Source organism: Haloparvum sedimenti, assembly GCF_001462205.1.
Classification (GTDB): Archaea; Halobacteriota; Halobacteria; order Halobacteriales; family Haloferacaceae; genus Haloparvum; species Haloparvum sedimenti.
Genome location: NZ_LKIR01000135.1, coordinates 303,643 through 328,995, shown reverse-complemented (window position 1 = coordinate 328,995; position 25,353 = coordinate 303,643). Strand labels below are relative to the sequence as shown.

The 25,353-nt window shown below is 68.8% G+C and carries 25 protein-coding genes and 2 tRNA genes; 17 read left to right on the top strand and 10 right to left on the bottom strand.

All coding sequences use genetic code 11. The annotated features are described in order from the left end of the window. Positions 1-232: 232 nt before the first annotated feature. The 4 genes from AN233_RS13615 to AN233_RS13600 form a co-directional block, all read right to left on the bottom strand. Positions 233-306: transfer RNA gene (locus AN233_RS13615), tRNA-Phe, on the bottom strand. A 129-nt stretch (positions 307-435) separates the two neighbouring features. Continuing rightward, on the bottom strand, positions 436-966 hold the full coding sequence (locus AN233_RS17440) for a hypothetical protein (protein WP_058367313.1): 531 nt from the start codon (positions 964-966) through the stop codon (positions 436-438). A gap of 123 nt (positions 967-1,089) precedes the next feature. Continuing rightward, positions 1,090-1,162 (bottom strand) — tRNA-Pro (locus AN233_RS13605). A 66-nt stretch (positions 1,163-1,228) separates the two neighbouring features. Continuing rightward, positions 1,229-3,283, bottom strand: coding sequence for a DEAD/DEAH box helicase (locus AN233_RS13600; protein ID WP_058367312.1), 2,055 nt, complete (start codon positions 3,281-3,283; stop codon positions 1,229-1,231). A gap of 153 nt (positions 3,284-3,436) precedes the next feature. Here AN233_RS13600 and AN233_RS16950 point away from each other — a divergent pair, with 153 nt between their 5' ends. Continuing rightward, positions 3,437-3,997 carry a hypothetical protein gene (locus AN233_RS16950; RefSeq protein WP_125920033.1) on the top strand — a complete coding sequence of 187 codons (561 nt, stop codon included), beginning with the start codon at positions 3,437-3,439 and terminating at the stop codon, positions 3,995-3,997. 103 nt (positions 3,998-4,100) lie between these two features. Here the strand turns inward: AN233_RS16950 and azf are convergent, their stop codons facing one another. Further along, positions 4,101-4,901, bottom strand: a complete 801-nt coding sequence (azf, locus tag AN233_RS13595; protein WP_058367311.1) for an NAD-dependent glucose-6-phosphate dehydrogenase Azf — start codon at positions 4,899-4,901, stop codon at positions 4,101-4,103. A gap of 118 nt (positions 4,902-5,019) precedes the next feature. After that, positions 5,020-6,129 carry a DNA primase large subunit PriL gene (locus AN233_RS13590; RefSeq protein ID WP_058367310.1) on the bottom strand — a complete coding sequence of 370 codons (1,110 nt, stop codon included), beginning with the start codon at positions 6,127-6,129 and terminating at the stop codon, positions 5,020-5,022. Between the two features lie 82 nt (positions 6,130-6,211). Between AN233_RS13590 and AN233_RS17735 the strand changes: the two genes are divergently transcribed. Then, positions 6,212-6,499: a hypothetical protein gene (locus AN233_RS17735; RefSeq protein WP_125920032.1), complete on the top strand. Its 288-nt coding sequence runs from the start codon at positions 6,212-6,214 to the stop codon at positions 6,497-6,499. Between the two features lie 96 nt (positions 6,500-6,595). After that, positions 6,596-7,660: a ferritin-like domain-containing protein gene (locus tag AN233_RS13585; protein ID WP_080508474.1), complete on the top strand. Its 1,065-nt coding sequence runs from the start codon at positions 6,596-6,598 to the stop codon at positions 7,658-7,660. A gap of 88 nt (positions 7,661-7,748) precedes the next feature. Here the strand turns inward: AN233_RS13585 and AN233_RS13580 are convergent, their stop codons facing one another. Beyond that, positions 7,749-8,405 carry a protein sorting system archaetidylserine decarboxylase gene (locus AN233_RS13580; RefSeq protein WP_058367309.1) on the bottom strand — a complete coding sequence of 219 codons (657 nt, stop codon included), beginning with the start codon at positions 8,403-8,405 and terminating at the stop codon, positions 7,749-7,751. Between the two features lie 3 nt (positions 8,406-8,408). After that, a complete protein-coding gene (locus AN233_RS13575; protein WP_058367308.1) occupies positions 8,409-9,458 on the bottom strand; it encodes an AAA family ATPase in 1,050 nt (349 codons plus the stop codon). Positions 9,459-9,605: 147 nt separating this feature from the next. Between AN233_RS13575 and AN233_RS13570 the strand changes: the two genes are divergently transcribed. From AN233_RS13570 to leuS, 10 genes are all read left to right on the top strand, one after another. After that, a complete protein-coding gene (locus AN233_RS13570; protein ID WP_058367307.1) occupies positions 9,606-10,979 on the top strand; it encodes an ABC transporter substrate-binding protein in 1,374 nt (457 codons plus the stop codon). 6 nt (positions 10,980-10,985) lie between these two features. After that, complete coding sequence (locus tag AN233_RS13565) at positions 10,986-12,023, top strand: carbohydrate ABC transporter permease (RefSeq protein ID WP_058367306.1); 1,038 nt, start codon at positions 10,986-10,988, stop codon at positions 12,021-12,023. Next, a complete protein-coding gene (locus AN233_RS13560; RefSeq protein ID WP_058367305.1) occupies positions 12,020-12,904 on the top strand; it encodes a carbohydrate ABC transporter permease in 885 nt (294 codons plus the stop codon). Before AN233_RS13565 ends, AN233_RS13560 begins: the two co-directional genes overlap by 4 nt. Beyond that, entirely contained in the window at positions 12,904-14,055 is a 1,152-nt protein-coding gene (locus tag AN233_RS13555) for an ABC transporter ATP-binding protein (protein ID WP_058367304.1), read from the top strand. The genes AN233_RS13560 and AN233_RS13555 overlap by 1 nt, the downstream gene beginning before the upstream one ends. Positions 14,056-14,261: 206 nt before the next feature. Next, positions 14,262-15,104 carry a polyprenyl synthetase family protein gene (locus AN233_RS13550; protein ID WP_058367303.1) on the top strand — a complete coding sequence of 281 codons (843 nt, stop codon included), beginning with the start codon at positions 14,262-14,264 and terminating at the stop codon, positions 15,102-15,104. Between the two features lie 152 nt (positions 15,105-15,256). Beyond that, positions 15,257-15,970, top strand: coding sequence for a phosphoribosyltransferase family protein (locus AN233_RS13545; RefSeq protein ID WP_058367302.1), 714 nt, complete (start codon positions 15,257-15,259; stop codon positions 15,968-15,970). Positions 15,971-16,106: 136 nt separating this feature from the next. Continuing rightward, positions 16,107-17,486: an NCS2 family permease gene (locus AN233_RS13540; protein ID WP_058367301.1), complete on the top strand. Its 1,380-nt coding sequence runs from the start codon at positions 16,107-16,109 to the stop codon at positions 17,484-17,486. Between the two features lie 114 nt (positions 17,487-17,600). After that, a complete protein-coding gene (locus AN233_RS13535) occupies positions 17,601-17,846 on the top strand; it encodes a glutathione S-transferase N-terminal domain-containing protein (protein WP_058367300.1) in 246 nt (81 codons plus the stop codon). 187 nt (positions 17,847-18,033) lie between these two features. Next, the gene (locus tag AN233_RS13530) at positions 18,034-18,585 is read left to right on the top strand and encodes a DoxX family protein (protein WP_080508473.1); all 552 of its coding nucleotides are present in this window, start codon (positions 18,034-18,036) and stop codon (positions 18,583-18,585) included. A 153-nt stretch (positions 18,586-18,738) separates the two neighbouring features. Further along, positions 18,739-21,450 carry a leucine--tRNA ligase gene (leuS, locus tag AN233_RS13525; protein ID WP_058367299.1) on the top strand — a complete coding sequence of 904 codons (2,712 nt, stop codon included), beginning with the start codon at positions 18,739-18,741 and terminating at the stop codon, positions 21,448-21,450. Between the two features lie 187 nt (positions 21,451-21,637). Here leuS and AN233_RS13520 read toward each other — a convergent pair whose 3' ends face one another. Beyond that, the gene (locus AN233_RS13520) at positions 21,638-22,078 is read right to left on the bottom strand and encodes a GAF domain-containing protein (RefSeq protein WP_058367298.1); all 441 of its coding nucleotides are present in this window, start codon (positions 22,076-22,078) and stop codon (positions 21,638-21,640) included. A gap of 88 nt (positions 22,079-22,166) precedes the next feature. Continuing rightward, the gene (locus AN233_RS13515) at positions 22,167-22,688 is read right to left on the bottom strand and encodes an archaemetzincin family Zn-dependent metalloprotease (protein ID WP_058367297.1); all 522 of its coding nucleotides are present in this window, start codon (positions 22,686-22,688) and stop codon (positions 22,167-22,169) included. A gap of 39 nt (positions 22,689-22,727) precedes the next feature. Between AN233_RS13515 and AN233_RS13510 the strand changes: the two genes are divergently transcribed. The 4 genes from AN233_RS13510 (at position 22,728) to npdG (ending at position 25,144) form a co-directional block, all read left to right on the top strand. Continuing rightward, positions 22,728-23,168 (top strand): UPF0146 family protein, encoded by a 441-nt coding sequence (locus AN233_RS13510; RefSeq protein WP_058367296.1) that lies wholly within the window; start codon positions 22,728-22,730, stop codon positions 23,166-23,168. A 69-nt stretch (positions 23,169-23,237) separates the two neighbouring features. Next, positions 23,238-24,107 (top strand): TIGR01548 family HAD-type hydrolase, encoded by an 870-nt coding sequence (locus tag AN233_RS13505; RefSeq protein ID WP_058367295.1) that lies wholly within the window; start codon positions 23,238-23,240, stop codon positions 24,105-24,107. Between the two features lie 12 nt (positions 24,108-24,119). Then, entirely contained in the window at positions 24,120-24,416 is a 297-nt protein-coding gene (locus AN233_RS17435; RefSeq protein ID WP_058367294.1) for a DUF7534 family protein, read from the top strand. 59 nt (positions 24,417-24,475) lie between these two features. Further along, on the top strand, positions 24,476-25,144 hold the full coding sequence (gene npdG, locus AN233_RS13495; RefSeq protein ID WP_058367293.1) for an NADPH-dependent F420 reductase: 669 nt from the start codon (positions 24,476-24,478) through the stop codon (positions 25,142-25,144). Positions 25,145-25,353: the final 209 nt, after the last annotated feature.

Genomic DNA, 25,353 nt, shown 5'->3' with positions numbered 1-25,353 from the left:
GCGGGAGATTTGCGTCATAGACAACCGCATTCTCTCGCTTCAACTCCTTTGATTTAGCGGCCTAACTCGCTGCTGTATGGCGATTCAACACAGCCATTCGAGATCATCTGTACAGTACCATCTGTGTGGCTCGAAATGCGACGACAGTTGCAGCTCTCGGTCGGCAAATCGGTTCCGAGAACCCTGAAAAGTCGCCCGCGCGGCATCGCAGGCATTTGAACCGTGAGTATGATGCCGCCTCCCCGATTTGAACGGGGGACAGCTCGATCTTCAGTCGAGTGCTCTCCCAATCTGAGCTAAGGCGGCTCGCATTCCGACCAACGCCGATGGAAGACAAAAGGATTTCGAAGCACGGCGGTCGGGTGACTCGGACCGCGCCCGCGGTCGTCCGCGACGGGCCCGTGCCGCGCGTTGCGGCGCGAGTCCCGGCCCGAGTCAGGCGACCTGCCGGCGCTCAGTGAACACTTCCTGCCCGTCGTCGAACTCGATCACCGTCTCGATCGTGACGTAGCCGTCGTTCTCCTGGATCTTCGCGCCGCCGCCATAGCCGACGTCGACCTCGCGCGTGGAGGTGTAGCTCTCGTTCGCGGGGAGCTCACCGATCTCCTCGGTGCCCTCCCAGACCACGTCGTCGTCCGCGTACATCGTCGTGTGGACGACGATCCCTTCGGCCGTCTCGCCGCCGTCGTTGACGATCGTCGCAGTCACGTCACGGCAGGTGTTTCCGCACTCCTCGATCTCGTCAATAGTGAACTGGAAGGAGGCGTTCGTGTCCTCCATCGCGGGCGTCGCGGTCGCCGCACCCGCATCGTCGCCACCGCTCCCGCCTCCGCCCCCAGCTCCGTCGCCAGTGAGCCCGCCGCCGTCGCCGCCCGGGCCCCCGCCGAGCACGAGGAAGCCCGCGGCGAGACCGCCGAGCACTACGACCGACAGGACGACCGCGATCGCTGCCGTGCGTCCGTTCATACGAACGGCTCGTGAGCGTCGGATAAGTGCTTGGCGGCCGACGCGGTCGCGTCCGCACCGCAAGGACAGGATGCGAATCCGCGCCACACAGGCGGCGCTCGCGAAGTGCTCGCGCCGCGAAAATGGGACCGCCCGGATTCGAACCGGGGTCACGGGCACCCAAGGCCCGAAGTATACCAGGCTAACCCACGGTCCCGCGTTTCTCTATATCGCTATCGCGCGCTAAAGCGTTTCGCTCGGCGTCGCCCGTGTGAACCGCCCCCTACCGCTCGTCCTCGCGGAGCTCCAACTCGGCGACGAGGTCGTACGGCGCCATCCCCTTCCGGATCCCGTCGAGGATCCGGAACGCCTCGTCGGGCGCGAGGAAGTGCCTGGTGATCACGCGGCCGAGCGGCGTCGGCTCGAAGCCGTCGATGAACTCCCACTCGAGCAGCTTGCCGATCGCGTGTTTGGTCGGCACGTCGCCGATCATGCGGTCGTTGAGCCGCTTGGCGCGCTTGCCCGCGACGGTGATGTTCGCGAGCGTCTCCTCGACCGCGGCGGTCTCGTCGTAGGCGGTCGCCACGTCCTCCATCTCGCCTTTCAGCAGCGTGAACGCCACCTCGTCCTCCGTGCGCTCCATGGAGTTGTGGTAGGTGCAGTCCGGTTCCACGAGGAGGTAGACGCGGCCGCGGTCGTGGTAGTCCGGCCGCCCCGCGCGCCCGAGCATCTGCGAGAACTCCTGGACCGAGAGCCACTCGATCCCCATCGCCAGCGAGTCGAAGACGACCTGCGAGGCGGGGAAGTCGACCCCGGCGGCCAGCGCCGCGGTCGTGACGACGGCCGACAGGTCCTGGTTCAGGAACTGGCGCTCGACCTGCTTCCGGCGGCCGTAGTCGAGGCCGGCGTGGTAGGGGGCCGAGGAGTACTCCAGCTTCCGCGAGATCTCGTGACACCGCCGCCGGGAGTTGGTGAAGATGATCGTCTGCCCGCGGTACCCCTTCGAGGATTTCGTGTCGAACTCCCGCTTCGCGAGTTTGTTCGCGATGCGGGCCTTCTCGCGGCCGTCCGCGAACGTGACGTGGCGCTCGATGGGGACCGGGCGCTCCTCGAACTCGATGAGGGTGGCCCGCAGCTTCCGGGCGAGCCACTCGGGGTTGCCCACGGTCGCCGAGAGGTAGACGAACTGCGTGCCGCCGAAGGAGGGGACCTGTTCCTCCCGGCGCTCGCTGTAGTACTTCAGCCGGGAGATGAGCCCGTCGAGGCGGTGGCCACGTTCGCCCTCCTTGAGCGTGTGGACCTCGTCGATGACGACGGTTCCCACGTCGCCGAGGTCCTTGCCGGTCCGGAGCGCGTGGTCGATCCCCTCGTAGGTGCCGACGATCACGTCCGCGTTCGGGTCGAACCGGTTGCCGTCGTCGTCGATGCGCGAGGAGCCGACCCGGATCGACACGTCGACGAGGTCGCCGTAGCGGTCCTCGAAGTCCTCGTGTTTCTGGTTCGCGAGCGCGACCAGCGGGACTAAGAAGAGCAGCTTCCCCTCCCCTTTCAGCGCGCGATCGAGCCCCGCGAGCTCGCCGACGAGCGTCTTGCCGGTCGCGGTCGCGCTCACGACCAACTGGTCGTCGCCGTCCAGCAGCCCGTTCCTGACCGAGAGGCTCTGGACCGGCAGGAGCTCCTCGAAGCGGTCCTGCGTCAGCCGCGCGAGGTCGTCGTGGAGGTCCAGCTCGTCGGTCCGGACGGGCGAGACGTCCTCGACGGTCGCGGAGACCTCGTCGTACTTGGTGAGGTCAGGGTCGAGGCCGCCGGAGACGAGGGTCGCGATGCGGTCGAGGTCCTGCGTCTCGAGCAGCAGGTCCTCCAGCCGGTCCTCCGCGGCGCCCGTGAAGTTCCCCGTGAAGGAGAGCTCGCGGTCGAGCTCCCGCTTGGCGCAGTCGGGACAGATGTGCTCGTCGTTGTGCTTGATCGCCGTCTCCTCGGTGATCGGGGAGTAGCGGCCGCTCGCGGCGCACTGCCGGCAGGTCCGCACGACGAGCGCGTCGAGCTGGTAGCCGTCGAGCGCCGCCTGCAGCTCCTCGCGGCCCGACTTCGAGGTCTGCTGGGAGATGCGGATCCGCTCGGCCGCGCGCGCGAGGTCCACGAACTCCTCCGGGCGGCGCGGCTCCTCGTCGTCCCCGCGGACGGCCATGAACTTCCCCGGCCGGGGGCCGGCGCTCGTCTCCTTGAGCACGAGCCGCCCGCGGAGCAGCCGGGTGCCGTCCTTCATCGCGACCACGGTGTAGTCGCTCCGCGCCTCGTGGAGGAACAGCGTCTCGACGTCGGCCAACTGCTGTGACACTGGCGGGAGGTAGGCGGGTCGGGTATTTCAGCGGTTCGCCTGCGCGTCGAGGGGTCAGGAACGACCCTGTTAATAGTTCTCACTATGAGGCATACTGTAACCCAGGCGGCCAATACAGAGAAAGCATTTACCGGATCCGTCTAACAATGGTGTATGAAATTTTCAGAAAATACGGTGATTATTTTAACAATCGGAGCGTTCGCTCTGTTGGTTTCACAGGCGACTTCTGTTTTGATGTTTGACGAGATTATACTGGCATACGTCGGTGTAATCTATATATTGACCGCGATATCCTACGAAGTGCGTGAGTTTGTTTCATTCCGGTATGCTGTTGGTGTCTCGATCATCGGTGTATTACTTCCGGCGCTACATCGGCTTGTTTCGGTATCTGCTGCACGGCCTGAGCTGGCACCAACAGAATTAACCTTCGTTTTCTTTCAAGAATTTGTCCTCATCCCACTTGCTGCTGCATTCATAGCCCCTTTGAGTCGAACCACAAATCAAACTGAACGACTCGCTATCTTCGCCGTTATAGTGATCCCGTTTGTCGTTGCAGTCCTCCGAATCGGTACTCAAGGGTTCGGGTTCTTTTTCAATTTGAGTATGCTCTCGTTGATGTTTACCACGGGCGCCGTTTTTGGCCTTCCTCTGTACTTTTATGGAAAGAAAACCGCCCCGGAATCGACAAGTTCCATCTTGGGAATGATCCATTGAAATTGTATAAGCAGCTCCGATCGACGGCTGCTTCAGGCGAGAATTTTGTCTGAAGAGTAAATTGAACAGACCCAACAAAACGTCGACCGCGAGCGGCGCATCGCTACTTCGGCGACTCCCCGCTCCCGCCCTTCGGCTCGCCCTCGAACGTCCACTCGGCGGAGTTGTCCCGCGGCTCGTAGCCGAGAACCTCCCGCGCGCGCTCGATCGAGTAGTACTTGCGCTCGTTGTCGGAGATGCCGTAGACGATCTCGAAGCCGTAGTCGGCCTGCAGACACCGGTCGAACAGGTGCGCGCAGTCGCGGTGGGAGAGCCACATCGCCTGCCCGCGCTCGTACTCGCGCGGCGGGTGCCCCTTCGTGAGGTTGCCGATGCGGACACAGACCACCGAGAGGTCCGCCTCGTCGTGGTAGTACCGGCCGAGGAACTCGCCGGTCGCCTTCGAGACGCCGTAGAGGTTTCCGGGCCGGGGGAGCTCCGTCCCGTCGAGCCGGAAGTCGTCGTCCTCGCGGTAGAGGTCGGGCTTCCGCTCGGTCTCGTAGTGACCGACCGCGTGGTTCGAGGAGGCGAACGCGAACGTCTCGACGCCGGCGTCGACCGCGGCGGACATGACGACCTGCGTGCCGTCGATGTTGTTGCGGAGCACGCTGTCCCAGGGCGCGTTCTTCCGGGGGTCGCCCGCGAGGTGGATCACCGCGCCGGCGCCCGCGACCGCCTCGCGGACCGCCTCTTCGTCGGTGATGTCCGCGACGTACACGTCCCCGTCGTCGACGCCCGCGGGGACCTTTTCGGCCGGCAGCGGCTCGCGGTCGAGCAGGCGCCACTCGTAGGCGTCGCCGATGCCGTCGAGGATCGCCTGCCCGACGCGACCGCCCGCGCCCGTCAGCAGGACCGGCTCGTCCATTCGTGCGGCTATGCGCGAAGCGCGGGGAAATATCGTGCGGTTCGACGCCTCGCCCGCGCTGCGTTCCACGCTCCCGCTGCGTCGCAAACCCCGCGCGAGCGGCGGTCCGAGGCCGGCGCTACCCCTCGGAGGGCTCGGCGGCCGTCCGCTCGCGCCAGCCCGTCACGTCGTCGGCCGCCTCCAGCTTCGTCTCGTAGTACGCGAGGGGGTCGGCCGCGACGCGCCAGTGCTCCTCTTCGTTGTGGCAGATGCCGTACGCCGACAGCGTCTCGCAGGTCGGCGGCGGGTACTGGGTCCCCCTGTCGTCCCGGAGGTACTCGGTCTGGTAGCGCACCTCCTCGGCGTCGAGGCTCGTGTCCGCACAGAACGCGACGACCTCGTCGACGTCCAGCCCGATGCCGGTCAGGAACGCCATCAGCGCGAAACTCTCCGGCGGCGACAGCTCGACCCCGCGTTCGGCCTTGTCGATCAGGTTGGTCATACAGGGCGGGAACAGCTCCGGGACGACCACGTCGATGGGGCCAACGTGCGGCCGCTCCGAGAGCAGGCGCTTGAGGTCCGCGACCTGCGACTCCAGCTCCGTCGCGAGCTGCCCCGCCGACTCCAGCTCGAAGGGGAGCCCCTCCAGCACGCGCTCGCGGACCGCCGCGCGGAGCAGCCGGTAGAGCTCCTCGCGCTCGACGCGCACCTCCCCCGCCGCGAGCTCGCGGTTGACGAGTCGCCACGACTCCCCCCAGTCGGGCGAGGAGAGCGAGAGGTACGCGCCGACGCCGACGCGGAACCACTCCGGCTCGCGGTTCCCGGAGACCGGCTCGGCGCGGACGCGGTCCGCGAGGTCGAACTCCGCGAGGATCCGATCGCGATCGACCGCCACGGTCGCCGTGGACCGGAGGCCGTCGTCGCCGCGCTGGGCGTCCGCCGCGAACCGCTCCGCGGCGGTGGCGGCCTCCGCGACCGCGTACTTCTCGACCGCGGCCGCGGAGTCCAAAAGGGAGACGAGGATGCGCGCGACCGGGTAGGAGAGCAGCTCCGCGCGGGCGTCGTACTCCTCGGGCGTCTCGCTTTCGACGGTGCCCTCCATCAGCGCCCGCTCCACGCGCTCGCGGCCGCGCTCGACCGCCGGCGCGCCCGCCGCGACGAGTTCCGGCAGCGCGACCTCCGCCTCCGCGACGGCCCCGCGGGCCGCCTCGAAGAACGGATAGCGCGCGTGGAGGGGGTCCGTGTCCATCTCGCCCGCTCCTTGCGAGCGCCTGTGAATAAGGAATGCGGTTGGACGCGGTTGGACACGTGAGGACGCCCGACCGGAGCGGATGTCGACCGACCCGCCCGACGTGGCGGCTGATCTGCCCGACATACCGGCCGGTTCGCCCGGCATATCGGTCGATCAGCTCGACATACCGGCCGGTTCGCCCGGCATATCGGTCGATCAGCTCGACATACCGCCGGATCCGCTCGGCATACCGATCGCTTTGCCACTGCTACTTCTCGGATCGTCCCACTGGATGGGCGTGGACTGCGGTCGCGGCGCGCCGGTAAGCCGAGAAAACGTCGGTGGGATGATCCGTAGCGCGAGCCAACGATCCCACGGTGCTGAGTAAGCCCGGCTTCTCTCGCTGCCGGTTCGAGTCACGCCTGAATAACAAATCGGCGGGGGGGCCACACCTCCTACGTCGGACGATGCGTCCGCATAAACCATGACTCGACCAGACGACACCACAGACAACGCTGAACCGAATATCGACGACAGCACCGACGGACGGGCCGAACGGATCGCGGAGTCCGTCCGGTCTCAGCTCGACGCGGCGTCGAGTTCGCGGCGGAGCTTCCTCGGCCGGTCCGCGGTCGCGGGCGGTGCCCTGCTGGCGATGGGGAGCGGCGCCGGCGTCGCACAGGACGACGAAGAACCGGAGGAGGAAGCGGACGGCCCGATGTTCGATGACGTGCGCGGGACGGACGTCGACGTGCTGAACTACGCGCTCGCGCTGGAGCACCTGGAGGCGGCCTTCTACGAGGAGGCCCTCGACCAGCTCGACGAGGACGACTTCATGGAGGCGGACGAGCTCGCGGACTACTCCGAGGAGGCCCGCGAGGAGATCTACGAGTACGTCGAGGTGGTCGGCGCCCACGAGTCGACCCACGTCGACGTGCTGACGCAGGCGGTCGCGCTGCTGGGGGCCGACCCCACACCGGCCGCTGAGTACGACTTCGGCGTGGAGAGCGTGGGCGACTTCCTCGCGCTCGGCCAGGTACTGGAGAACACCGGCGTCGCCGCGTACGCGGGCGCGGCCCCGTTCGTGGAGAGCCCGGACCTGCTCGGGGTGGCGCTGTCGATCCACAGCGTCGAGGCCCGCCACGCGGCGATCTTCAACCTGCTCGCCGGAAGCTCGCCGTTCCCGGACGCCTTCGACGAGGCCGCCTCGCAGGACGAGGTGCTCGACGCCGTGAGCCAGTTCATCGAGGGCGAGGCGGACGAGGACGACGAGGATGCGGAAGACGAAGAGGAGGAGGAAGAGGCAGACGACGAGGAAGACGAAGCGGAAGACGAAGAGGAGGAAGAAGGTGCAGACGACGAGGAAGACGAGGAGACGGACGCGGACGACGAAGGGGAGGGGAGCGACGAGGCCGACGGCGCGGGCGACGAAGCAAGCGACGAGGCCGACGGCGAAGGGACCGACAGTCCCGGCGACGAACAGAGCGGCGGCGCCGGCGACGACGAAAGCGGCGGCGAAGGGACCGACGACGCCGGCGAGGACGCCTGATCGGGCGTAGCCGGCCCCGCTTTTCGGGAGCGGACACTCGCCCGGCTCCGCGCCCAGTGGTCCGATCCGGTCGGGCTATTCCCGTCAGTCAGTCCGGGCGCTCGGCGAGGATCGTCTCGCCGGCCCGGACCGAGTCGCCGACCGCGACCCGGAGGTCCTCGCGGTCCACCTCCGGCGGGAACAGCACGTCCGCGCGCGAGCCGAACGAGACGTGGCCGACGCGGTCGCCGCGTCCGACGCGGTCGCCGGCCGCGGCCGACGGGTGGATCCGGCGGGCGAACCAGCCGGCGATCAGGAACAGCTCGTAGTCGCCGCAGTCGATCACGACCTGCTCGTTGCGGTCGGAGTCCTTCGAGAAGGCGGGCCTGTACGCGCCGGGGCGGTGGCGCACCTCGCGCACCTCGCCGGCCATCGGCGCCCGGTTGACGTGCACGTCGGTGACGTTCATGAACACGCCGACGCGGAGGCGGTCGCCCTCCTCGCGGACCACCGAGACGGTGCCGTCGGCGGGGCTGACGATGCCCGCGTCCGGGACCGCCCGCGCGGGGTCGCGGTGGAACCAGCACACGCCGAGCCCCAGCAGGATCAGCGCCAGACCGGCGGGCGGAACGAGGGCGAGGAGCGCCGCGCCGGTCAGAAGCGGCGGCCGCGCGAGCCGCCACGCGTCGTCGACGACGGGGAACGGCAGGAGGCGGGCGAGCGGTGGGCCGGTGGCGGCGTCGTCGGGATCCGTGGGATCGGACATCGTCTATGCCTCCACGGGGTCGCGGAAGTCGGCGGCGAGCGTCTCGCGACCGGCCGCCCACGACGCGAGCAGGTGGGTGAGGTGGAGCCGGTCGTCGAGCCCCTCCGAGAGGTCCATGTCCGCCTCGCCGGCGAGCTTGTGGAGCCGCGCGAGCTGGGCGCCGTCGTACGCGGAGCCGGCGCGGGCGACCCGGAGGAGCTCCCGCAGTAGCCCCGGCCCGCCGTATCCGCCCTCGTCGAGCAGGTCGTCGAGCGTGGAGCGGGCGTCCTTCAGGTCGCCGGACTGAGCGGCCGCGAGCGCCTCGCGGATCGTCTCGTCGTCGCCCACGTCGCCGAGCGTCTCGTAGGCCGCCGACATCGTGACCTCGTCGGCCGCGACCGCGGTCGCCTGCGCCGAGAGGATCGCGCGCCGGAGGTCCCCGCCCGCGGCGCTGGCGACGAACTCCAGCCCGTCCTCGTCGTAGGCCACGCCCTCACGGTCGCAGATTGTCGCGAGCACGTCCATCGTCTCGTCGGTGGTCGGCGCGCGCACCTGCACCGGGAAGCAGCGCGACCGGATCGGCGGGATGAGCTTGGAGGGCTGTCTGGTGGTGATCACGAACTGCGTGGTGCGGTGGTGCTTCTCCATCACGCGGCGGAGCGCCTGCTGGAAGTCCTCGCGGATCGCCTCCGCGTTGTCCAGCACGAGCGTCTTGTACTCGCCGGACATCGGCGCGTACGCGGCCGACTCCTTCAGCACGCGGTTGATCATGTCGCGTTTGGCCATCCGGGAGCGGCCGGCGAGGAAGCTCTCGAAGCGGGGGTCCTGTCGGAGCTCCTTCTTCGTCCGCGAGAAGAAGTCCGCCACGTTGATCTCGATCAGGTCGTTGTCCGGGTCGGCGTGCGTCTCCCGGGCCAGCGCGCGCGTGGCCGCGGTCTTTCCGACGCCGGGCGGCCCCTGCACGACGAGGTTCATCGGCTCGTCGACCGCGCGCTCCAGTCGCTCGCGGGCCTCGTCCTGCCTGATCTCCCCGAGGTCGGGCGCGTGCGCCTCTGTCCACAGCGGTCCGTCCATTACCCGCCCGTCGGGGACGCGCGCTCAAGAATCGGTCGGTCGGGATCGGCTCGTTCGGCGCATCGCGGTACGGAAAATGATTGACTCGAATTGGAGTGAACATACAATCATTAAGTATGTCCGGTCGAATTACTCGCACGGACATCCATGAACGATCACGAACGTGACGACGACGCGAACCGCCTCACCCGCCGCCACTACGTGGCGGGTGCGGGCGCTGCGGTCGCAGTCGGACTGGCCGGCTGCTCGGACGACCCCGAGGGCGACATCGGCGCGACCGAGACCGAGGGCGACTCCGGCGGCGGCTCCGGCGGCGACACCGAGGACGGCTCGGGGGGCGACGCCGAGGAGGGCGACCTCGAGATCGTCCACTGGTGGACCGCGGGCGGCGAGCAGGACGCGTATCAGGCCCTGCTCGACGGCTTCCGCGAGGAGTATCCGGACGTCGAGATCGTCGACAACCCCGCGCCGGGCGGGGCGGGGTCGGCCATCGACGCGGTGATCCAGAACCGCGTGCTCGACGGCGACCCGCCGAGCACGTTCCAGATCTGGCCCGGCCAGGCGCTGACGCCGTACACCGACGAGGACCTGCTCGAGGACATCGGCGACTCCGTCTGGACCGACGAGATGGAGGAGGCGTACCTCGGCGACATCGTCGACCTCGCGCGTCCCGCGGGGAACCTCGTCGCGGTGCCGATCAACATCCACCGGCTCAACAACCTCTTCTACAACGTCGAGGTCGTCGAGTCGGCGAACGTCGACCCGACGGACATCAACGACCCGCAGCAGCTCGCGGACGCGCTCCAGACGGTCGCCGACGAGACGGACGCGACGCCGCTTGCTCACCAGACGCAGAGCCCGTGGTCCTCGCTCCAGCTGTGGGAGTCGATCTTCATCGGGATGCAGGGCGTCGACGCCTACCGGACGTTCATCGACGGCGACGTGAGCTCGCTGGAGACCGAGGTCCGCAACGCGCTCGAACTGCTCAACACCTACTCGGAGTTCTTCCCCGAGGACGCCGGCTCCATCTCGTGGGACCAGGGCAACAGCGCGCTGATCGAGGGCGACGCCGCCTTCATCCACCAGGGCGACTGGGCGGCCGGCCAGTACCGCGCCGCCGACGGTTTCGAGTTCGGTGAGGGCTGGGACATGGTCGCGTTCCCCGGCACGACGAGCGTCTACCAGTCGGTCATCGACTCGTTCGTCTTCCCGACCAACAACCCGTCGCCGGAGGCGACGGAGAAGTTCCTCTCGTACGCCGGCAGCGTCGATGCGCAGGCCCGGTTCAACCCCGTGAAGGGGTCGATCCCGCCGCGCACCGACGTGCCGACCGACGACTTCGGGCCGTTCCTCTCCCGGCAGATCGAGGACTTCAACAACTCCAACACGCAGCCGCCGTCGATCGCGCACGGGACCTCCGTCGCGCCGAGCGTCCACTCCTCGCTGGAGGAGGCGTTCGCCAACTTCAACGGGAACGGCGACGTCGACGAGGCCTACCAGGCCATCGCGAACTCCTTCTGAGCCTCGATGCTCGGAGGACTTTTCGGTCGAAGCGAACGCGACCCGGACGACGCCGAGAGCGACGGGGAGCAACGGTCTCGGCCCGGCGGGGAGCAACGGCTCCGGACCGACGGCGGAGCGACCGCGTCCGCCTCGGCCGGGACTGACGCGTCGATCCTGACGCGTCTTCGGCGCAGCGAGTTCGTGGAGTCGATCCCCTTCTGGGGGCCGCCCGCGGTGCTCGTGGGGATCTTCGTCTACGGCGCGGTGGCGTGGAACCTCGTCATCTCGCTGATCGGTTGGGACGGGCTCGGTCAGCCCGAGTACACCGACTTCTCGCTCGCCGCCTACGAGCAGCTGCTCGTCGATCCCTCCTTTACGAGCGCGTTCTGGAACACGCTGATCCTGCTGCTCGTGTTCACCGTGCTGTCGCTGGCGGTGGGGCTGTTGCTCGCGATCCTGATCGACCGCGGGATCCGGTTCGAGAACACGTTCCGGACGATATACCTGCTCCCGATGAGCCTCTCGTTCGTCGTGACGGCCATCTTCTGGGCGTGGATGTACAACCCGCGGATCGGGTTGATCAACACGGCGCTTCGGGGCGTCGGCCTCGACGTGCTCACGACGGCGTGGCTCTCGAACCCCGACGTGAAGCTGTTCGCCATCATCTTCGCGCTGATGTGGCAGTTCTCCGGCTACTGCATGGTGGTCTACCTCGCGGGGCTGCGAGCCATCCCGCGCGACCAGTACGAGGCCGCGCGCATCGACGGCGCCTCGACGCTCCGCGTCTACCTGCGGGTCATCATCCCGCAGTTGGGCGCGTCGACGATGTCGGCCGCGGTCGTGCTGATGGTGTTCGCGCTGAAGGCGTTCGACTTCCTGTTCGTGCTGTTCGGGGTCAACCCCGGCCAGTCCGCGGACATCCTCTCGGTGATGATGTACCGCGTCGCCTTCGACAGGCTGCAGTGGTCGTACGGCGCCGCCGTCGCCACGGTGCTGTTCGCGATGGCGCTGTCGGTGATCGGGCCGTACCTCTACGCGCAGTACCGGCGGGGTGAGCTATGAGCCGCGTCGACGACCTGCGCGGGACGCTCGCGGCGGTCGACCGCTCGCGGGCGGCGCTGTACGCGGTGCTCTTCGCGATGGTCGCGTTCTACCTCGCGCCGCTGGAGTCCGGGCTCGCCACCTCGATCAAGACGGAGGCGGGCTTCCGGGCGACGACGCCGTACGCGCCCCCGCCGCTCGGCGAGTTCACGCTCGCCGCGTGGCAGGTGGCGTTCGACCGGCTCTCGCAGGGGCTGATCAACAGCCTGCTGATGGCGATCCCCGCGACGGTGCTGTCGGCGCTGCTCGGGTCGCTGTCGGCCTACGGGCTGACGAACCTCGACTGGCGCGGCCAGACCGGCGTGCTGGTGCTGTTCGTCGCGGGCGTCTTCCTGCCGTACCAGTCCGTGCTGGTGCCGCTCCGGCAGTTCTGGTCGGCGGTCGATCTCCCGTCGCTGATCCCGCTCGGGTTCGTGGGGAGCTACGAGGGGCTCATCACGCTGAGTCTGACCCACGCCGCCTACGGGATCCCGATCTGTACGGTGCTGTTCCGGTCGTACTACGCGACGCTCGACGAGGAGATGATCGAGGCCGCGCGCCTCGACGGCGCCTCCGCGGCGACGATCTACCGGCGGATCGTCCTCCCGCTGTCGGTGCCCATCTTCGCGGTGACGCTGATCTACCAGTTCACGCAGGTGTGGAACGACCTGCTGTTCGCCATCGTGCTGGTCACCGACCCCTCGAACCAGGTCGTCACCGTCGCGCTCAACCAGCTGCAGGGATCGTTCGTCAACCAGTACAACCTCCAGATGGCAGGGGCGTTCGTCGCGGCGTTGCCCACGCTCGTCGTGTACGTCCTGTTCGGCGAACAGTTCGCGAAAGGCGTGGCAGGTGAAAGCTAATGGCACGACTCGAACTCGACTCGGTGACGAAACGGTTCGGCGACGGCCCCGATGCGGTGGTCGCCGTCGACGACGTGAACGTCGACATCGCGGACGGGGAGTTCCTCGTCCTCGTCGGCCCCTCCGGCTGTGGCAAGTCCACCACCCTGCGCATGGTCGCGGGGCTTGAGACGGTCACGGACGGGGAGGTCCGCCTCGACGGAACGCGTATCAACGAGCGCGGGCCCGCGGAGCGGGACATCGCGATGGTGTTCCAAAGTTACGCGCTCTACCCGCACATGACCGTCCGCGGCAACATGCGCTTTGGGCTCGAGGAGTCGACGGACCTCGACGACGAGGCCATCGACGAGCGCGTCGAGGAGACGGCCGCGATGCTCGACATCACCGAGCTCCTCGACCGCAAGCCCGGCGCGCTGTCGGGCGGGCAGCGCCAGCGCGTCGCGCTCGGGCGCGCCATCGTCCGCGAGCCCGCGGCGTTCCTGATGGACGAGCCGCTGTCGAACCTCGACGCGAAGCTCCGCTCGCAGATGCGGACGGAGCTCCAGCAGCTCCAGAACGACCTCGACACGACCACCGTCTACGTCACGCACGACCAGACGGAGGCGATGACGATGGGCGACCGCATCGCGATCCTCGACGCCGGCGAGCTCCAGCAGGTGGCGACGCCGCTGGAGGCGTACCACCGCCCGGCCAACCGCTTCGTCGCGGGCTTCATCGGCGAGCCGTCGATGAACTTCGTGGAGACGACCGTCGAGGACGGGGCGCTCACTGCGGGCGAGGGGCTCGTCTACCCGCTCGCGGGCGACGCGGCCGACGCGGTCGCCGGCGCGTCCGCGGTCACGCTCGGCGTCCGTCCCGAGGACGTGCGCGTGAGCGCCGACGGCGACCCCGCCGACGTGGCGAGCGAGCACGTCTTCGACGCGACCGTCGACGTGGTCGAGCCGATGGGCAACGAGAACGTCGTCCACCTGACGCTTCCGAACGGTCCCGACCTCACCGCGACGGTCGACGGCCTCCGACAGATCGCTGACGGAACCGACGCCCGCGTCGGCATTCCGGCGAAGGCGATCCACCTGTTCGACCGCGACTCCGGCGAGGCGCTGCACAACCGCTCGCTGGACGACGCCGAGATGGACGCGCCGAACGTTTAGGTCTCGGGGCGGGTCGCGACGTTCGGGGTCGGGGGCACGCCGGGAGCGGTTCCGGGCGTGGTCCCCGACGGGTCCGTTTCGGTCGACGATCCTGCCGTGTGCACAGCACCGCCCGGACCGAACGCCCCCGCGATGGACGCCGGCGGACCACCGCGATCCGCGCGTTTCCGTCACACCTTTGCGCCGGGGTCCCGTTTTTATACGCAATGGAGTATCTGGAGCGCCGGGTCGCGCTCGTCGACGAGCGGCTGGAGACCCTCATCGAGGAGGTCGAGCCGGACGCGCTCTCGGAGCGGCTCTCCCACGTGGTGCTTGCGGGGGGAAAGCGGGTGCGGCCGGCGGTGACGGTGCTGGCCTGCGAAGCGGTCGGGGGCGATCCCGACGAGGCGGTGGAGTTCGCAGTCGGCGTCGAACTCGTCCACAACGCCTCGCTCGTGGTCGACGACATCATCGACCGCTCGGACGTGCGCCGCGGGACCCCCTCGGCGTGGGCGGAGTACGGTTACGGCCCCGCCATCGTCGCCTCCGACGGCCTGCTCGGGGAGGCGTTCGCGCTGTTCTCGGCGGACGAGCGCGCGATGCGTATCGTCGCGGAGGCGCTCGTCGAACTCGGCGAGGGCGAGGCGACCGAGCTGGTGAACCGCCCCGCAAGCGAGCCGGAGTACATGACGCTCGCGCGCCGAAAGACGGGCGCGCTGTTCCGCGCGGCCGCGGAACTGGGCGCGGTCGCGGGCGGCGCGGACCCGTTCGTGGTTGAGTCGTTCGGCGACTACGCCGAGCGGGTCGGCGTCGCCTTCCAGATCCGCGACGACGTGCTCGACGCGACCGCCGACGCCGAGGCGCTCGGCAAGCCCACCGGACAGGACGAGCAGATGGACCGCCCCTCCGTCGTGCAGGTCACCGGCCTCTCGCCGGAGGAGGCGAACGCTCGCGCCCGCGAGCAGTCCGACGAGGCGCTTTCGGCGCTTTCGGCGACCGAGCTCGACGAGACGGCCGCGATGGGCTACCTGCGCGACCTCGCGGAGTTCGTCGTCGTGCGGGAGCGCTGACTCGACCGGTCGACCGGTCCCGTCGACCGAAATCGGCCGACTGCGACTCCTTTCGGTCTGTCGGCAGTGGGAACTTATCACACGGACGTGCGCAGCTGTCGCCGCAACGTGCATCGACGTGTTCATACTTGTGCAACCACGTAATCCGGGGCATGAACCGCGCAGAGAAGGCCGCCCTGCAGCTGCAGGCGGTCGCCGTCCTCCGGATGCTGAAGGAGACCCGCACGTACGACGAACTCGCCGAGGTGACCGGCCTCCCCGCCGGCGACCTCAACAGGTACGTCAACGGGCACGTCCTGCCGGGCGCAGAGCGCGCCCGCGAAGTGGTCGAGGGCGTCGGCCGCGACGCGCTCGCCGAGGAGCTGGACGCCCGCGTGGAGTTCGACGACGAGGGGTACGTCGACAACTCCGCGGTCGTCTTCGACCAGTCGTTCCTCGACCTGGTCGCGCCGGTCGCGGCGGAGTCGTTCGACTTCGAGAGCCCGGACGTGGTGCTCACCGCCGCGACCGACGGGATCACGCTCGGGGCCGCGATGGCCTCCTTCTTCGACGCGCGGCTGGCGTACGCCAAAAAGTCGAAGGAGACCGCCGTCGAGGAGTTCATCGAGTCGCGCCAGCGACTCGCCTCCGGCATCGAACTCACCTACTACCTGCCCGCCCGCGCCGTCTCCGCGGGCGACACGGTGCTGGTCGTCGACGACCTGATCCGGTCGGGAGAGACCCAGGAGCTCCTCTTGGACATCGCCGTGCAGGCCGACGCGGACGTGACCGGCGTCTTCACGCTGATCGCGGTCGGCGACGAGGGGATGGACCGCGCGCGGGAGATCGTCGACGCGCCCGTCGGCGCGCTGGCGTCGTTCGAGTAGCTCGGTAGGCACGTTCGCGCCGTTTTCTGACGCCTGAAACACAAGTTTCGCCCCACAGACACCACGTTTGTGTATATCTGCCCATTCTCGACAGCAACGCTTATGTGGGTCATCTGGTGTATGCACAGACATCCACATGGGGCTGACAGACTCCCTGAACGCGTACTTCGACGTCGACGAGCAGGGCTCCGACGTCCGGACGGAGGTTCTCGCGGGGTTCACCACGTTCCTCGCGATGTCGTACATCATCGTCGTGAACCCGTTCATCCTCGCGGGCGCCATCGAGATCGAGGACTACGCGTTCATCGAGGTGGTCCAGATGATCGCGATCGCGACGATCCTCGCCTCGGCGGTCGCGACGCTTGTGATGGCCGTCTACGCCAACCGGCCGTTCGCGCTCGCGCCCGGCATGGGGCTGAACGTCTTCTTCGCGGTGACGGTCGTCGGGATTCTGGGGATCCCGTGGCAGACCGCGCTCGCCGCGGTGTTCGTCGAGGGCGTCATCTTCATGATCCTGACGGCGGTCGGCGCGCGCAAGTACATCATCGAGCTGTTCCCCGAGCCGGTGAAGTACGCGGTCGGGGCCGGTATCGGCGTCTTCCTCCTGTTCATCGGGCTCCAGGAGATGCGCGTGGTCGTCGACGAGCCCGAGACGCTGGTCCAGCTCGGTCCGATCGCCTCCGACCCGTGGTCGATCCTCGGCGTCGTGGGCATCGCGCTCACGCTACTTCTGTGGGCTCGCGGCGTCCGCGGGTCGATCATCCTCGGCGTGCTCGCGACCGCGGTGACCGGCTGGGCGCTCACGCTCGGCGGGCTCTTCGACCGCGGGACGATCACGCCCGAGACGCTCCCTGCGGCGCAGTACGACATTACGCCGCTCGCGGGCGCGTTCCTGGAGGGGCTGGCCGACATCGACCCGCTGACCTTCACGTTCGTCGTGTTCACGTTCTTCTTCGTCGACTTCTTCGACACCGCCGGCACGCTCATCGGCGTCGGACAGTTCGGCGACTTCCTCGACGAGGACGGCGACCTCCCCGAGGCCGAGAAGCCGCTGATGGCCGACGCGATAGGGACCACCGTCGGCGCCATGCTCGGCACCTCGACGGTGACGACCTACATCGAGTCCTCGACCGGCGTCGAGGAGGGCGGCCGCACCGGGCTCACCGCGCTCGTCGTCGCCGCGCTGTTTATCGTCTCGCTGGTCGCCGTACCGGTCGTGGCCGCGATCCCCGCCTACGCCTCCTACATCGCCGTGGTCGTCGTGGGGATCATGATGTTCCAGGGCGTCACGGACATCGACTGGTCGCACCCGGCCTGGACGGTCTCCGGCGCGCTGACGATCACGATCATGCCGTTCACCTACTCCATCGCCGACGGGCTCGCGGCCGGCATCGTCGCCTTCCCGCTCGTGAAGGCGGCCATCGGCGAGGCCGATGACGTGCGGCTTGGCCAGTGGGCGCTCGCGGTCGTGCTGGTTGGCTACTACGTCCTCCAGACCGGCGGCTTCGTGTTCTGAACGCGGCGCCGCTCCGTGCTGACGGCCCGCGCCGTCTCTTGTTCCACCGCGCGTTCGCGTGCGCGACGCACGGCACCAACGCCTTCTTTGTCGGCACCACCCTACGTTCCGGCGATGACGGACATCACGCTCTACGAACTGGAGGGCTGCCCGTACTGCGCGAAGGTGAAGGACAAGCTCGCGGAGCTCGGACTGGGGTACGACTCGGTGATGGTCCCGCGCTCGCACGGCGAGCGCACCGAGGTGAAGGAGGTCAGCGGCCAGACCGGCGTCCCGGTGCTCGTCGACGAGGCGCACGGCGTCGAGGGAATGGCCGAATCCGACGACATCGTCGAGTACCTCGAGGAGACGTACGCGTAGGCGCCCGCCGACGACGCCGGGGGGACCGTCCCCCGGCGCCACCGCGGACGGAACGCGGTCGACTTCCGTACTTTTCGCTACTCGTTCCGAACACTTGAGGCGCTATCGCCGTTCCTGTTCCGTGGGACCGCGGTTCTGTTTATAAGGGGTCGCCGGCCCGAGATACACCTGTAAGGAGGTGCCACCTATGTCCACACAGTTCGAGCGCGGCGCGGCACGTCCGGTGCTCGAAGACGTCGGTCCGAGAGTCGAGTGGTTCGGGGTCGGCCTGCGGCTGCTGATCGGGTGGGTGTTCCTGAGCGCGGGGCTCGGCAAGCTCCTCGGCGGGTTCACCGCGCAGGGCTACCTCGCCAACGTCGACCCGGCGAGCCCCCTGAGCGGGCTCTACGGGGCGATGGCTGCGAGCCCGACGGTGATCGCGGTCGTCGACGTCGCCGTTCCCGTCGGGCAGGTCATGATCGGCCTCGGGCTGATCACCGGGACGCTGCTGCGTCTGGCCGCGTTCTTCGGGGCGATCCAGGCCACGGCGTTCTACTTCGGCAACTGGGAGATGAGCGGGGCCTACGAAGTGCTGATGGGCTTCGCCACCTCGGAGCTGATCTACGTCGCGGTGTTCCTCGCGGTCGCCGCAATGGCGGCGGGGCGCACCTACGGCCTCGACGCCTACATCGAGCGGTACGAGGTCGATGGCGAACCGCTGGTCGAGAAGTACCCGAAGCTCCGGTACGTCCTCGGTTGACCGGACGCGACCGGTTCTGACCGGGACTGCGGCTTCACTTTTCTCACGCGGGCCCGAGCGACTGCGGCCTCGCTTTTCGCGCACGGCCGCGAGCGACCGCGGCTGTCGGATGGAAAGGTATAGGGCGCCGACCCTACCACGCCTATCCAAGAGATGACCGAAGAGGGCTACGACCACGCGGCGGTCGAACGACGCTGGCAGGAGGCGTGGGACGACGCTGAGGCGTACCGGACGCCGGACGACGTCGAGGACCCGACGTACGTGCTGGGAATGTACCCGTACCCGTCGGGCAAGCTCCACATGGGCCACGTCCGCAACTACACGATCACGGACGCGTACGCCCGGTTCCGCCGAATGCGCGGCGACGACGTGCTCCACCCGATGGGGTGGGACGCGTTCGGCCTCCCCGCCGAGAACGCCGCCAAGGAGCGCGACACCAACCCCCGCGACTGGACCTTCGACTGCATCGACACGATGCGGGGCCAGATGAAGGCGATGGGCTTCGGCTACGACTGGGACCGCGAGGTCACCACCTGCACGCCGGAGTACTACCGCTGGAACCAGTGGCTGTTCCGCCGGTTCCACGAGGAGGGACTCGTCGAGCGCCGCGACGACGAGGTGAACTGGTGTCCCTCCTGCGAGACCGTCCTCGCCGACGAGCAGGTCGAGGGCGACGACGAGCTCTGCTGGCGGTGTGACACGCCCGTCGAGCAGCGCGAACTGGAGCAGTGGTTCCTGTCGATTACCGAGTACGCCGACGAACTGCTCTCGGACATCGACGACCTGGAGGGGTGGCCCGACTCCGTCCGGCAGATGCAGCGCAACTGGATCGGCCGGCAGGAGGGGACGACGCTGGAGTTCGAGATCGACGGCCACGGCATCGTCGAGGCGTTCACGACGCGCGCGGACACCGTCCACGGGGCGACCTTCTTCGCGCTCGCGCCGGACCACCCGATCAGCGAGGCGCTGGCCGACGAGGACGAAGCCGTCCACGAGTTCGTCCACCACGAGGCCGACCCCGACGGCGACGAGCCGAACGGCGTCGCCACCGACCTGACCGCGACCAACCCCGTGACGGGCGCGGAGCTGCCGGTGTTCGTCGCCGACTTCGTCCTCTCGGACGTGGGCACGGGCGCGCTGATGGGCGTGCCGGGCCACGACGACCGGGACCACGTCTTCGCCGAGAAGATGGGTGTCCCCATCGAGCCGGTGATCGCGCCGGCTCCGGACGACGACGCGGACGACGCCGCTCCCGAGGCCCCGGACGTCTCCGAGTCCGCCTACACCGAGGACGGCGTCCTCGTCAACTCCGGCGAGTACGACGGCCTCTCGAGCGCCGAGGCCCGCGAGCGGATCACCGCGGACACCGAAGGCGCCGAGCACACGACTCAGTACCGCCTGCGCGACTGGGGTATCTCCCGCCAGCGCTACTGGGGCACCCCCATCCCGGTCGTCCGCTGTGACGACTGTGGCCCCGTGCTGGTGCCCGAGGAGGACCTGCCGGTCGAGCTGCCCGAGTTCGTCAACACGACGGGCAACCCGCTGGACGCCGCCGAGGAGTGGAAGCACACCACCTGTCCCGACTGCGGCGCGGACGCCGTCCGCGAGACGGACACGATGGACACGTTCGTCGACTCCTCGTGGTACTTCCTGCGCTACGTCTCCCCCGAGCTGACGGACGCGCCGTTCGACTTAGAGCGCGCCAACGACTGGATGCCGGTCGACCAGTACGTCGGCGGCATCGAGCACGCGGTGATGCACCTGCTCTACTCGCGCTTCTTCACCAAGGTGCTGGCCGACGAGGAGGGACTCGAGCACCGCGAGCCGTTCACCAACCTGCTGGCACAGGGGATGGTCCAGCTGGAGGGCTCGAAGATGTCCAAGTCGAAGGGCAACGTCGTCTCCCCTCAGCGCATCGTCGAGGAGTACGGCGCCGACACCGCGCGCCTGTTCATGATGCAGGCGGCCCAGCCCGAGCGCGATTTCGACTGGTCCGAGGAGGGCGTCAGGTCCACCTACCGGTTCCTGACGCGCTTCTCGGAGACCGTCGAGGCGTTCGCGGCCGACGACGGTGCGATCGAGGCGACGGGCGACGACGACGCGGTCGCGGGCTACGTCCGCGACGAGGTCGACGCCGCGGTCGCGGTCGCCACCGACGAGTACGACGACCTGACGTTCAACGTCGCGCTGCGCGAGGCGCAGGACCTCGTGAAGACGCTGCGGCAGTACCGCGAGCACGCCGACCCCCACGCCGAGACGTTCGCGCGCGGGCTCTCGGTCGCGGTGCGACTGCTGGCCCCGGTCGCGCCTCACCTCGCCGAGGAGCTGTACGCGGAGCTCGCCGAAGTGGACGCGGTCGGGGGCGCGACCGGCGGTTCGGTCAGCGACGCCGAGTTCGTCCTCGACGCCGAGTGGCCGACCGCCTCGGTCGACCGCGAGGCCGCGGAGATGCGCCGGCAGCTCGTGGAGAACACCCGCGAGGACGTGCGCCAGATCGTCGACGTGGCGGGGATCGAGGACCCCGAGCGCGTCGACGTGGTCGTCGCGCCCGAGTGGAAGTACGACGCGCTGGCGATCGCCATCGAGAGCGACGCGGACAACCTGATCTCGGAGCTGATGCAGGAGTCCCACATCCGCGAGCAGGGCGACGCCGCCGCCGCCTACGGACAGGACCTGCAGGCCGAGCGCGAGGCGCTTGCCGAGACCTTACCGCCCGAGGCGGAACACGCCGCGCTGGAGGCGGCCGCGTGGCTGATCGAGCGGGAGTTCGACGCGCCCGTCCGCGTGCTGACCGCCGCGGAGGCGGACGACGCGGTCGCGAACAAGGCCGACCCCGGCCGCCCGGCCATCGACATCGCGGAATAAGCCGCCGGCTGGACCCCGGTTTCCTTTTTGAGACGCGGCGGTCGGACATCCGATCGCCGACAGAAAAGCGACCGCCGACAAAAAAGCCGGCCGCTGACAGAAAAGCGACCGCCGACAAAAAAGCCGGCCGCTGACAGAAAAGCGGCCGCCGACAAAAAACCGGCTGCAGACGGAAACCCGGCCCGAATCAGGCCGCCTCGGTCACCCCGATCTCGACGAGCCGCGCGGCCGCCTCGGCGCGGCGCCGGTCATCTTCGTCGAACGCGCGGGGCTCGGAGTCGCAGACAGCGATGGTACCGTACTGCTCGCCGCCGACCGTGATGGGAAGGCCGAGGTACGCCTCCAGCCCCAGTTCGGCGTTGGCGTAGATGCCGGCGACGCGCTCGTCGCTCGACGCGTGCGGGATGCTCACCGGGCCGCCGCTGGCGGAGATGGTCCGGCAGAAGGTCTCGGCGGTGGCGAACTCGTCGCCGACGCTCATCGCGGTGTCGATCCGGTCGTTGAGCGCGACGACGGTGAACCGGCCGTCCTCGATCCGACTGGCGACCGCAAAGGGAGTGCCCAGCGCCACGTTGAGCAGGTCGAGCGCGTCGTTCAGGAGTTCCGGATCCGCCGGGTCACTGTTCATGGAGAACGCTACGGCGGGGACGGAGATAGGTGTAGTGGAACGCGGGTACGGTCGGTACGGCGGCGTGTTCGGTGGCCGGAGGCGGCGCTCACCGGATCAACCGCGAGCAGGAGCCGCAGAGGTGTTCCTCCTTCACGTCGACCTCGCGGACGGTCGGCGAGAAGGACATCACGCACTTGGAGTTGTCGCAGTGCTCGAGGCCGACGGTGTGGCCGATCTCGTGGACGACCTCCTTGCGGACGCGGTCGGCGAACACCTCGTCGGTCGGCTTCGTGGAGATGCCGCCGTCCGAGGAGGTCTTGAGCCGGTGGGTCGAGATGACCGAGCCGCCGCCGTTGAGGTACGCCAGTCCGAAGACGTAGTTGCGCCGGCGGTAGAACAGGTCCCGCGGCGTGATGCCGATGTTCTTCTCGCCGGTACCAGCTCGGCTCACGACCTCGATGAGGTCCTCGGCGCGGTACTGGTCGCGCCCCTCGTCGTAGGCCGAGGCCGGGACCGGCTGCTCGTCGTGGATCGTGACCTCACAGTCGTAGACCGACCGCAGCGCGCCGGAGGCTTCCCGCTTGACACGCGCGGAGACCTCCCCCACCGGCACAACGTCAACGAGCATGGAAAGTCGTTTGAAGTCAGCGCGCATAAATCGCACGGCGTGAACCCCACAGCCCGCGGTCGGATCGCGGACCGCCTCTCCGACTTCGAGGCGTCCCTGGAGGTCGGGATCGGCGAGAACGGCGCGGTCGCCGCCGCCCTCCGCGCGCGCGGTCGAGACGTAACCGCGATGGACGTGAGCGACGCCGCGGCCGAGGCGGCGCCCGAGGGCGTCCGTTTCCGCCGCGCGGACGTGACCGAGATTGCGGCGGCCGCGGACCCCATGGCCGCGCTGGCACTGCCGCGTGCGCCCGGCGTCGTGTACGCCTGCAACCTCCCCGCAGAGCTCCAGCGACCGACCCTGCGGCTCGCGGAGCGGCTGGACGCGGTCTGTGCGTTCACGACGCTCGGCTTCGAGGAGCCGGTCGTTCCGGTCCGCCGCCGGCACGCGGTCGGAAGCGACACGCTGTACGTCGTCCGCGGTCGGATCGGTTCGGACTGATCGCTCCTCCGTCGGGAGACGGCCCGGCGACCCGGAACGTTTTTTCTCCCACGCGCCGCCTCGGAAGGTATGCAGGTCGACGCTGTCGTGCTGGACATCGACGGGGTGCTCGTCGACGTGGCCGACTCCTACCGGCGAGCCATCGTCGAGTCGGTGCGACACGTCTACGGACGGACCATCGACCGCGCGGACGTGCAGGCGTTCAAGGACGCCGGCGGGTTCAACAACGACTGGGAGCTGACGGACGCCGCGGCGCTGTACGTGCTCGCGAGCCGCGAGGGGCTCCGGATGAGCGTCGCGGAGTTCACCGACCGGATCGCCGAGGAGGGCGGCGGACTCGAGGCCGCGAAGTCGGTCGTCGCCGCCCTCCCGAGCGTCCCCCAGGCCCGCGTCCGCGACCAGTGGGAGCCCGACCGGCTTCGAGAGGTGTTCCAGGCGCTGTACCTCGGGAGCGACCTTTACGGGGAGCTCGAGGGGGGCGAGCCGCCGATCGAGGCGGACGGCTACATCAACGACGAGCCGGTCCTCGTGGAGCCGGAGACCATCGAGCGCCTTCGGGAGCGCTACGATGTCGGCGTGGTGACCGGCCGACCGGCCGCGGAGGCCGACATCGCGCTGGAACGAGTCGGACTCGAGGTCCCCGACGATCACCGGTTCACGATGGACGACCCCGCGCCCGGCAAGCCGGACCCCGAGGCGCTGGTGACGCTCGCGGAGCGGTTCGACGCCGACCGCGTCGCCTTCGCGGGCGACACGCTCGACGACGTGCGCACCGCGCGCAACGCCGACGAGGCCGACCCCGGACGCGTCTACTACGGCGTCGGCGTGCTGACCGGCGGGCTCACGGGCGAGGAGGGCCGCCGCAAGTACACCGAGGCGGGCGCGGACGCGGTCGTCGGCAGCGTCAACGACCTCCCCGAGCTGCTGGAGGCGCCCTGAGGTGACGCCCCCGTGAGTCCGACCGGCCGCTTCGTCGTCTGGATGCTCGCGTACGACTTCCTCGGCTTCGCGGTCGGGAGCGCGGTCGCGGCCGGGGACCCCTCGCTGCAGCCGTACGTCGTCGGTCCCGTCTTCGTGCTGGCGCCGGTCGCGGCGTACCTGACCGTCTACCGCGGCGGCGAGGACCGCCTCCGGTCCGCGCTGGGGCTCTCGCCGGCCGAGGAGGGTGACGCCGACGCGGGAGACGCCGACGCGGGAGACGCCGACGCGGGAGACGCCGACGCGGGAGACGACGAGGGCCGGCAGTGAACCGAGGCGAACCCCGCCGGTCGCGCAACCCCTAAGGCGCGGCCGGGCGCACTGTCCGTATGCGAATCGCGCTACTGGGCGGCACCGGCGACGTGGGGGGCGGCCTCGCGCTCCGGTGGGCCCACGACACGGACCACGAGGTGCTGATCGGCTCACGAGACCCCGAGAAGGCCCGCACGAAGGCCGAGGAGTACGAGACCGAACTCGACAGCCGCGGCGTCGACGCGAAGGTGCTCGGCTTCGACAACGCGATGGCCGCCGACCGCGCGGACGCCGTCGTGCTCGCCGTGCCGCCGTACCACGTCGGCGACACGGTCGAGGCGGTCGCGGACGGCCTCGACGACGACACGGTCTTGATCTCGCCCGCGGTCGGGATGAAGCGCGACGACGAGGGGTTCCACTACCACAAGCCCGGCGCGGGCAGCGTCACCCGCATCGCGGCCGAGGCGGCGCCCGAGGGAATCGCCGTGGTCGGCGCGTTCCACAACCTCTCCGCCGACCGCCTCTCGAACCTCGACGCGGAGCTGGGCATCGACACCCTCCTGGTCGGCGACGACGAGGACGCCAAGGACATCGTCCGCCTGCTCGCCGACGGCATCGAGGGACTCCGCCCGCTCGACGCCGGCGGCCTCGCGAACGCCCCCGAGGTGGAGGCGCTGACGCCGCTTTTAGTCAACGTCGCGATGAACAACGACCGCATGCACGACCTCGGCGTCCGCTTCGAGTAACGCGATACCTCGGTCGTGTCTCGGTAGATCCCTCGACAGCGATACTGGGTATAGCGGCGTGTTTGTGTCTTTTTTGTGTCACTGGGCGGTGTTTTTGTGGCTGCTGTCGATCGTGCTGATCGGGACGGCAACACTCAGAAAGCCCCAGCCGGCTCTCTGGACGCGGTTTTTGTTTCTGTTGCAGATCCTGCTGCGTGGAACAACACCAT

Coding starts and splice junctions, on each gene's coding strand:
- AN233_RS13590 (WP_058367310.1), bottom strand. CDS start 6,129: ATGGACACGGACCCCCTCCACGCGCGCTATCCGTTCTTCGAGGCGGCC.
- npdG (WP_058367293.1), top strand. CDS start 24,476: ATGCGAATCGCGCTACTGGGCGGCACCGGCGACGTGGGGGGCGGCCTC.
- AN233_RS17440 (WP_058367313.1), bottom strand. CDS start 966: ATGAACGGACGCACGGCAGCGATCGCGGTCGTCCTGTCGGTCGTAGTG.
- AN233_RS13530 (WP_080508473.1), top strand. CDS start 18,034: ATGTCCACACAGTTCGAGCGCGGCGCGGCACGTCCGGTGCTCGAAGAC.
- AN233_RS13575 (WP_058367308.1), bottom strand. CDS start 9,458: ATGGACGGACCGCTGTGGACAGAGGCGCACGCGCCCGACCTCGGGGAG.
- leuS (WP_058367299.1), top strand. CDS start 18,739: ATGACCGAAGAGGGCTACGACCACGCGGCGGTCGAACGACGCTGGCAG.
- AN233_RS13535 (WP_058367300.1), top strand. CDS start 17,601: ATGACGGACATCACGCTCTACGAACTGGAGGGCTGCCCGTACTGCGCG.
- AN233_RS13585 (WP_080508474.1), top strand. CDS start 6,596: ATGACTCGACCAGACGACACCACAGACAACGCTGAACCGAATATCGAC.
- azf (WP_058367311.1), bottom strand. CDS start 4,901: ATGGACGAGCCGGTCCTGCTGACGGGCGCGGGCGGTCGCGTCGGGCAG.
- AN233_RS13560 (WP_058367305.1), top strand. CDS start 12,020: ATGAGCCGCGTCGACGACCTGCGCGGGACGCTCGCGGCGGTCGACCGC.
- AN233_RS13570 (WP_058367307.1), top strand. CDS start 9,606: ATGAACGATCACGAACGTGACGACGACGCGAACCGCCTCACCCGCCGC.
- AN233_RS13555 (WP_058367304.1), top strand. CDS start 12,904: ATGGCACGACTCGAACTCGACTCGGTGACGAAACGGTTCGGCGACGGC.
- AN233_RS13505 (WP_058367295.1), top strand. CDS start 23,238: ATGCAGGTCGACGCTGTCGTGCTGGACATCGACGGGGTGCTCGTCGAC.
- AN233_RS16950 (WP_125920033.1), top strand. CDS start 3,437: ATGAAATTTTCAGAAAATACGGTGATTATTTTAACAATCGGAGCGTTC.
- AN233_RS13545 (WP_058367302.1), top strand. CDS start 15,257: ATGAACCGCGCAGAGAAGGCCGCCCTGCAGCTGCAGGCGGTCGCCGTC.
- AN233_RS13540 (WP_058367301.1), top strand. CDS start 16,107: ATGGGGCTGACAGACTCCCTGAACGCGTACTTCGACGTCGACGAGCAG.
- AN233_RS13520 (WP_058367298.1), bottom strand. CDS start 22,078: ATGAACAGTGACCCGGCGGATCCGGAACTCCTGAACGACGCGCTCGAC.
- AN233_RS13550 (WP_058367303.1), top strand. CDS start 14,262: ATGGAGTATCTGGAGCGCCGGGTCGCGCTCGTCGACGAGCGGCTGGAG.
- AN233_RS13580 (WP_058367309.1), bottom strand. CDS start 8,405: ATGTCCGATCCCACGGATCCCGACGACGCCGCCACCGGCCCACCGCTC.
- AN233_RS13515 (WP_058367297.1), bottom strand. CDS start 22,688: ATGCTCGTTGACGTTGTGCCGGTGGGGGAGGTCTCCGCGCGTGTCAAG.
- AN233_RS13565 (WP_058367306.1), top strand. CDS start 10,986: ATGCTCGGAGGACTTTTCGGTCGAAGCGAACGCGACCCGGACGACGCC.
- AN233_RS17735 (WP_125920032.1), top strand. CDS start 6,212: ATGTCGACCGACCCGCCCGACGTGGCGGCTGATCTGCCCGACATACCG.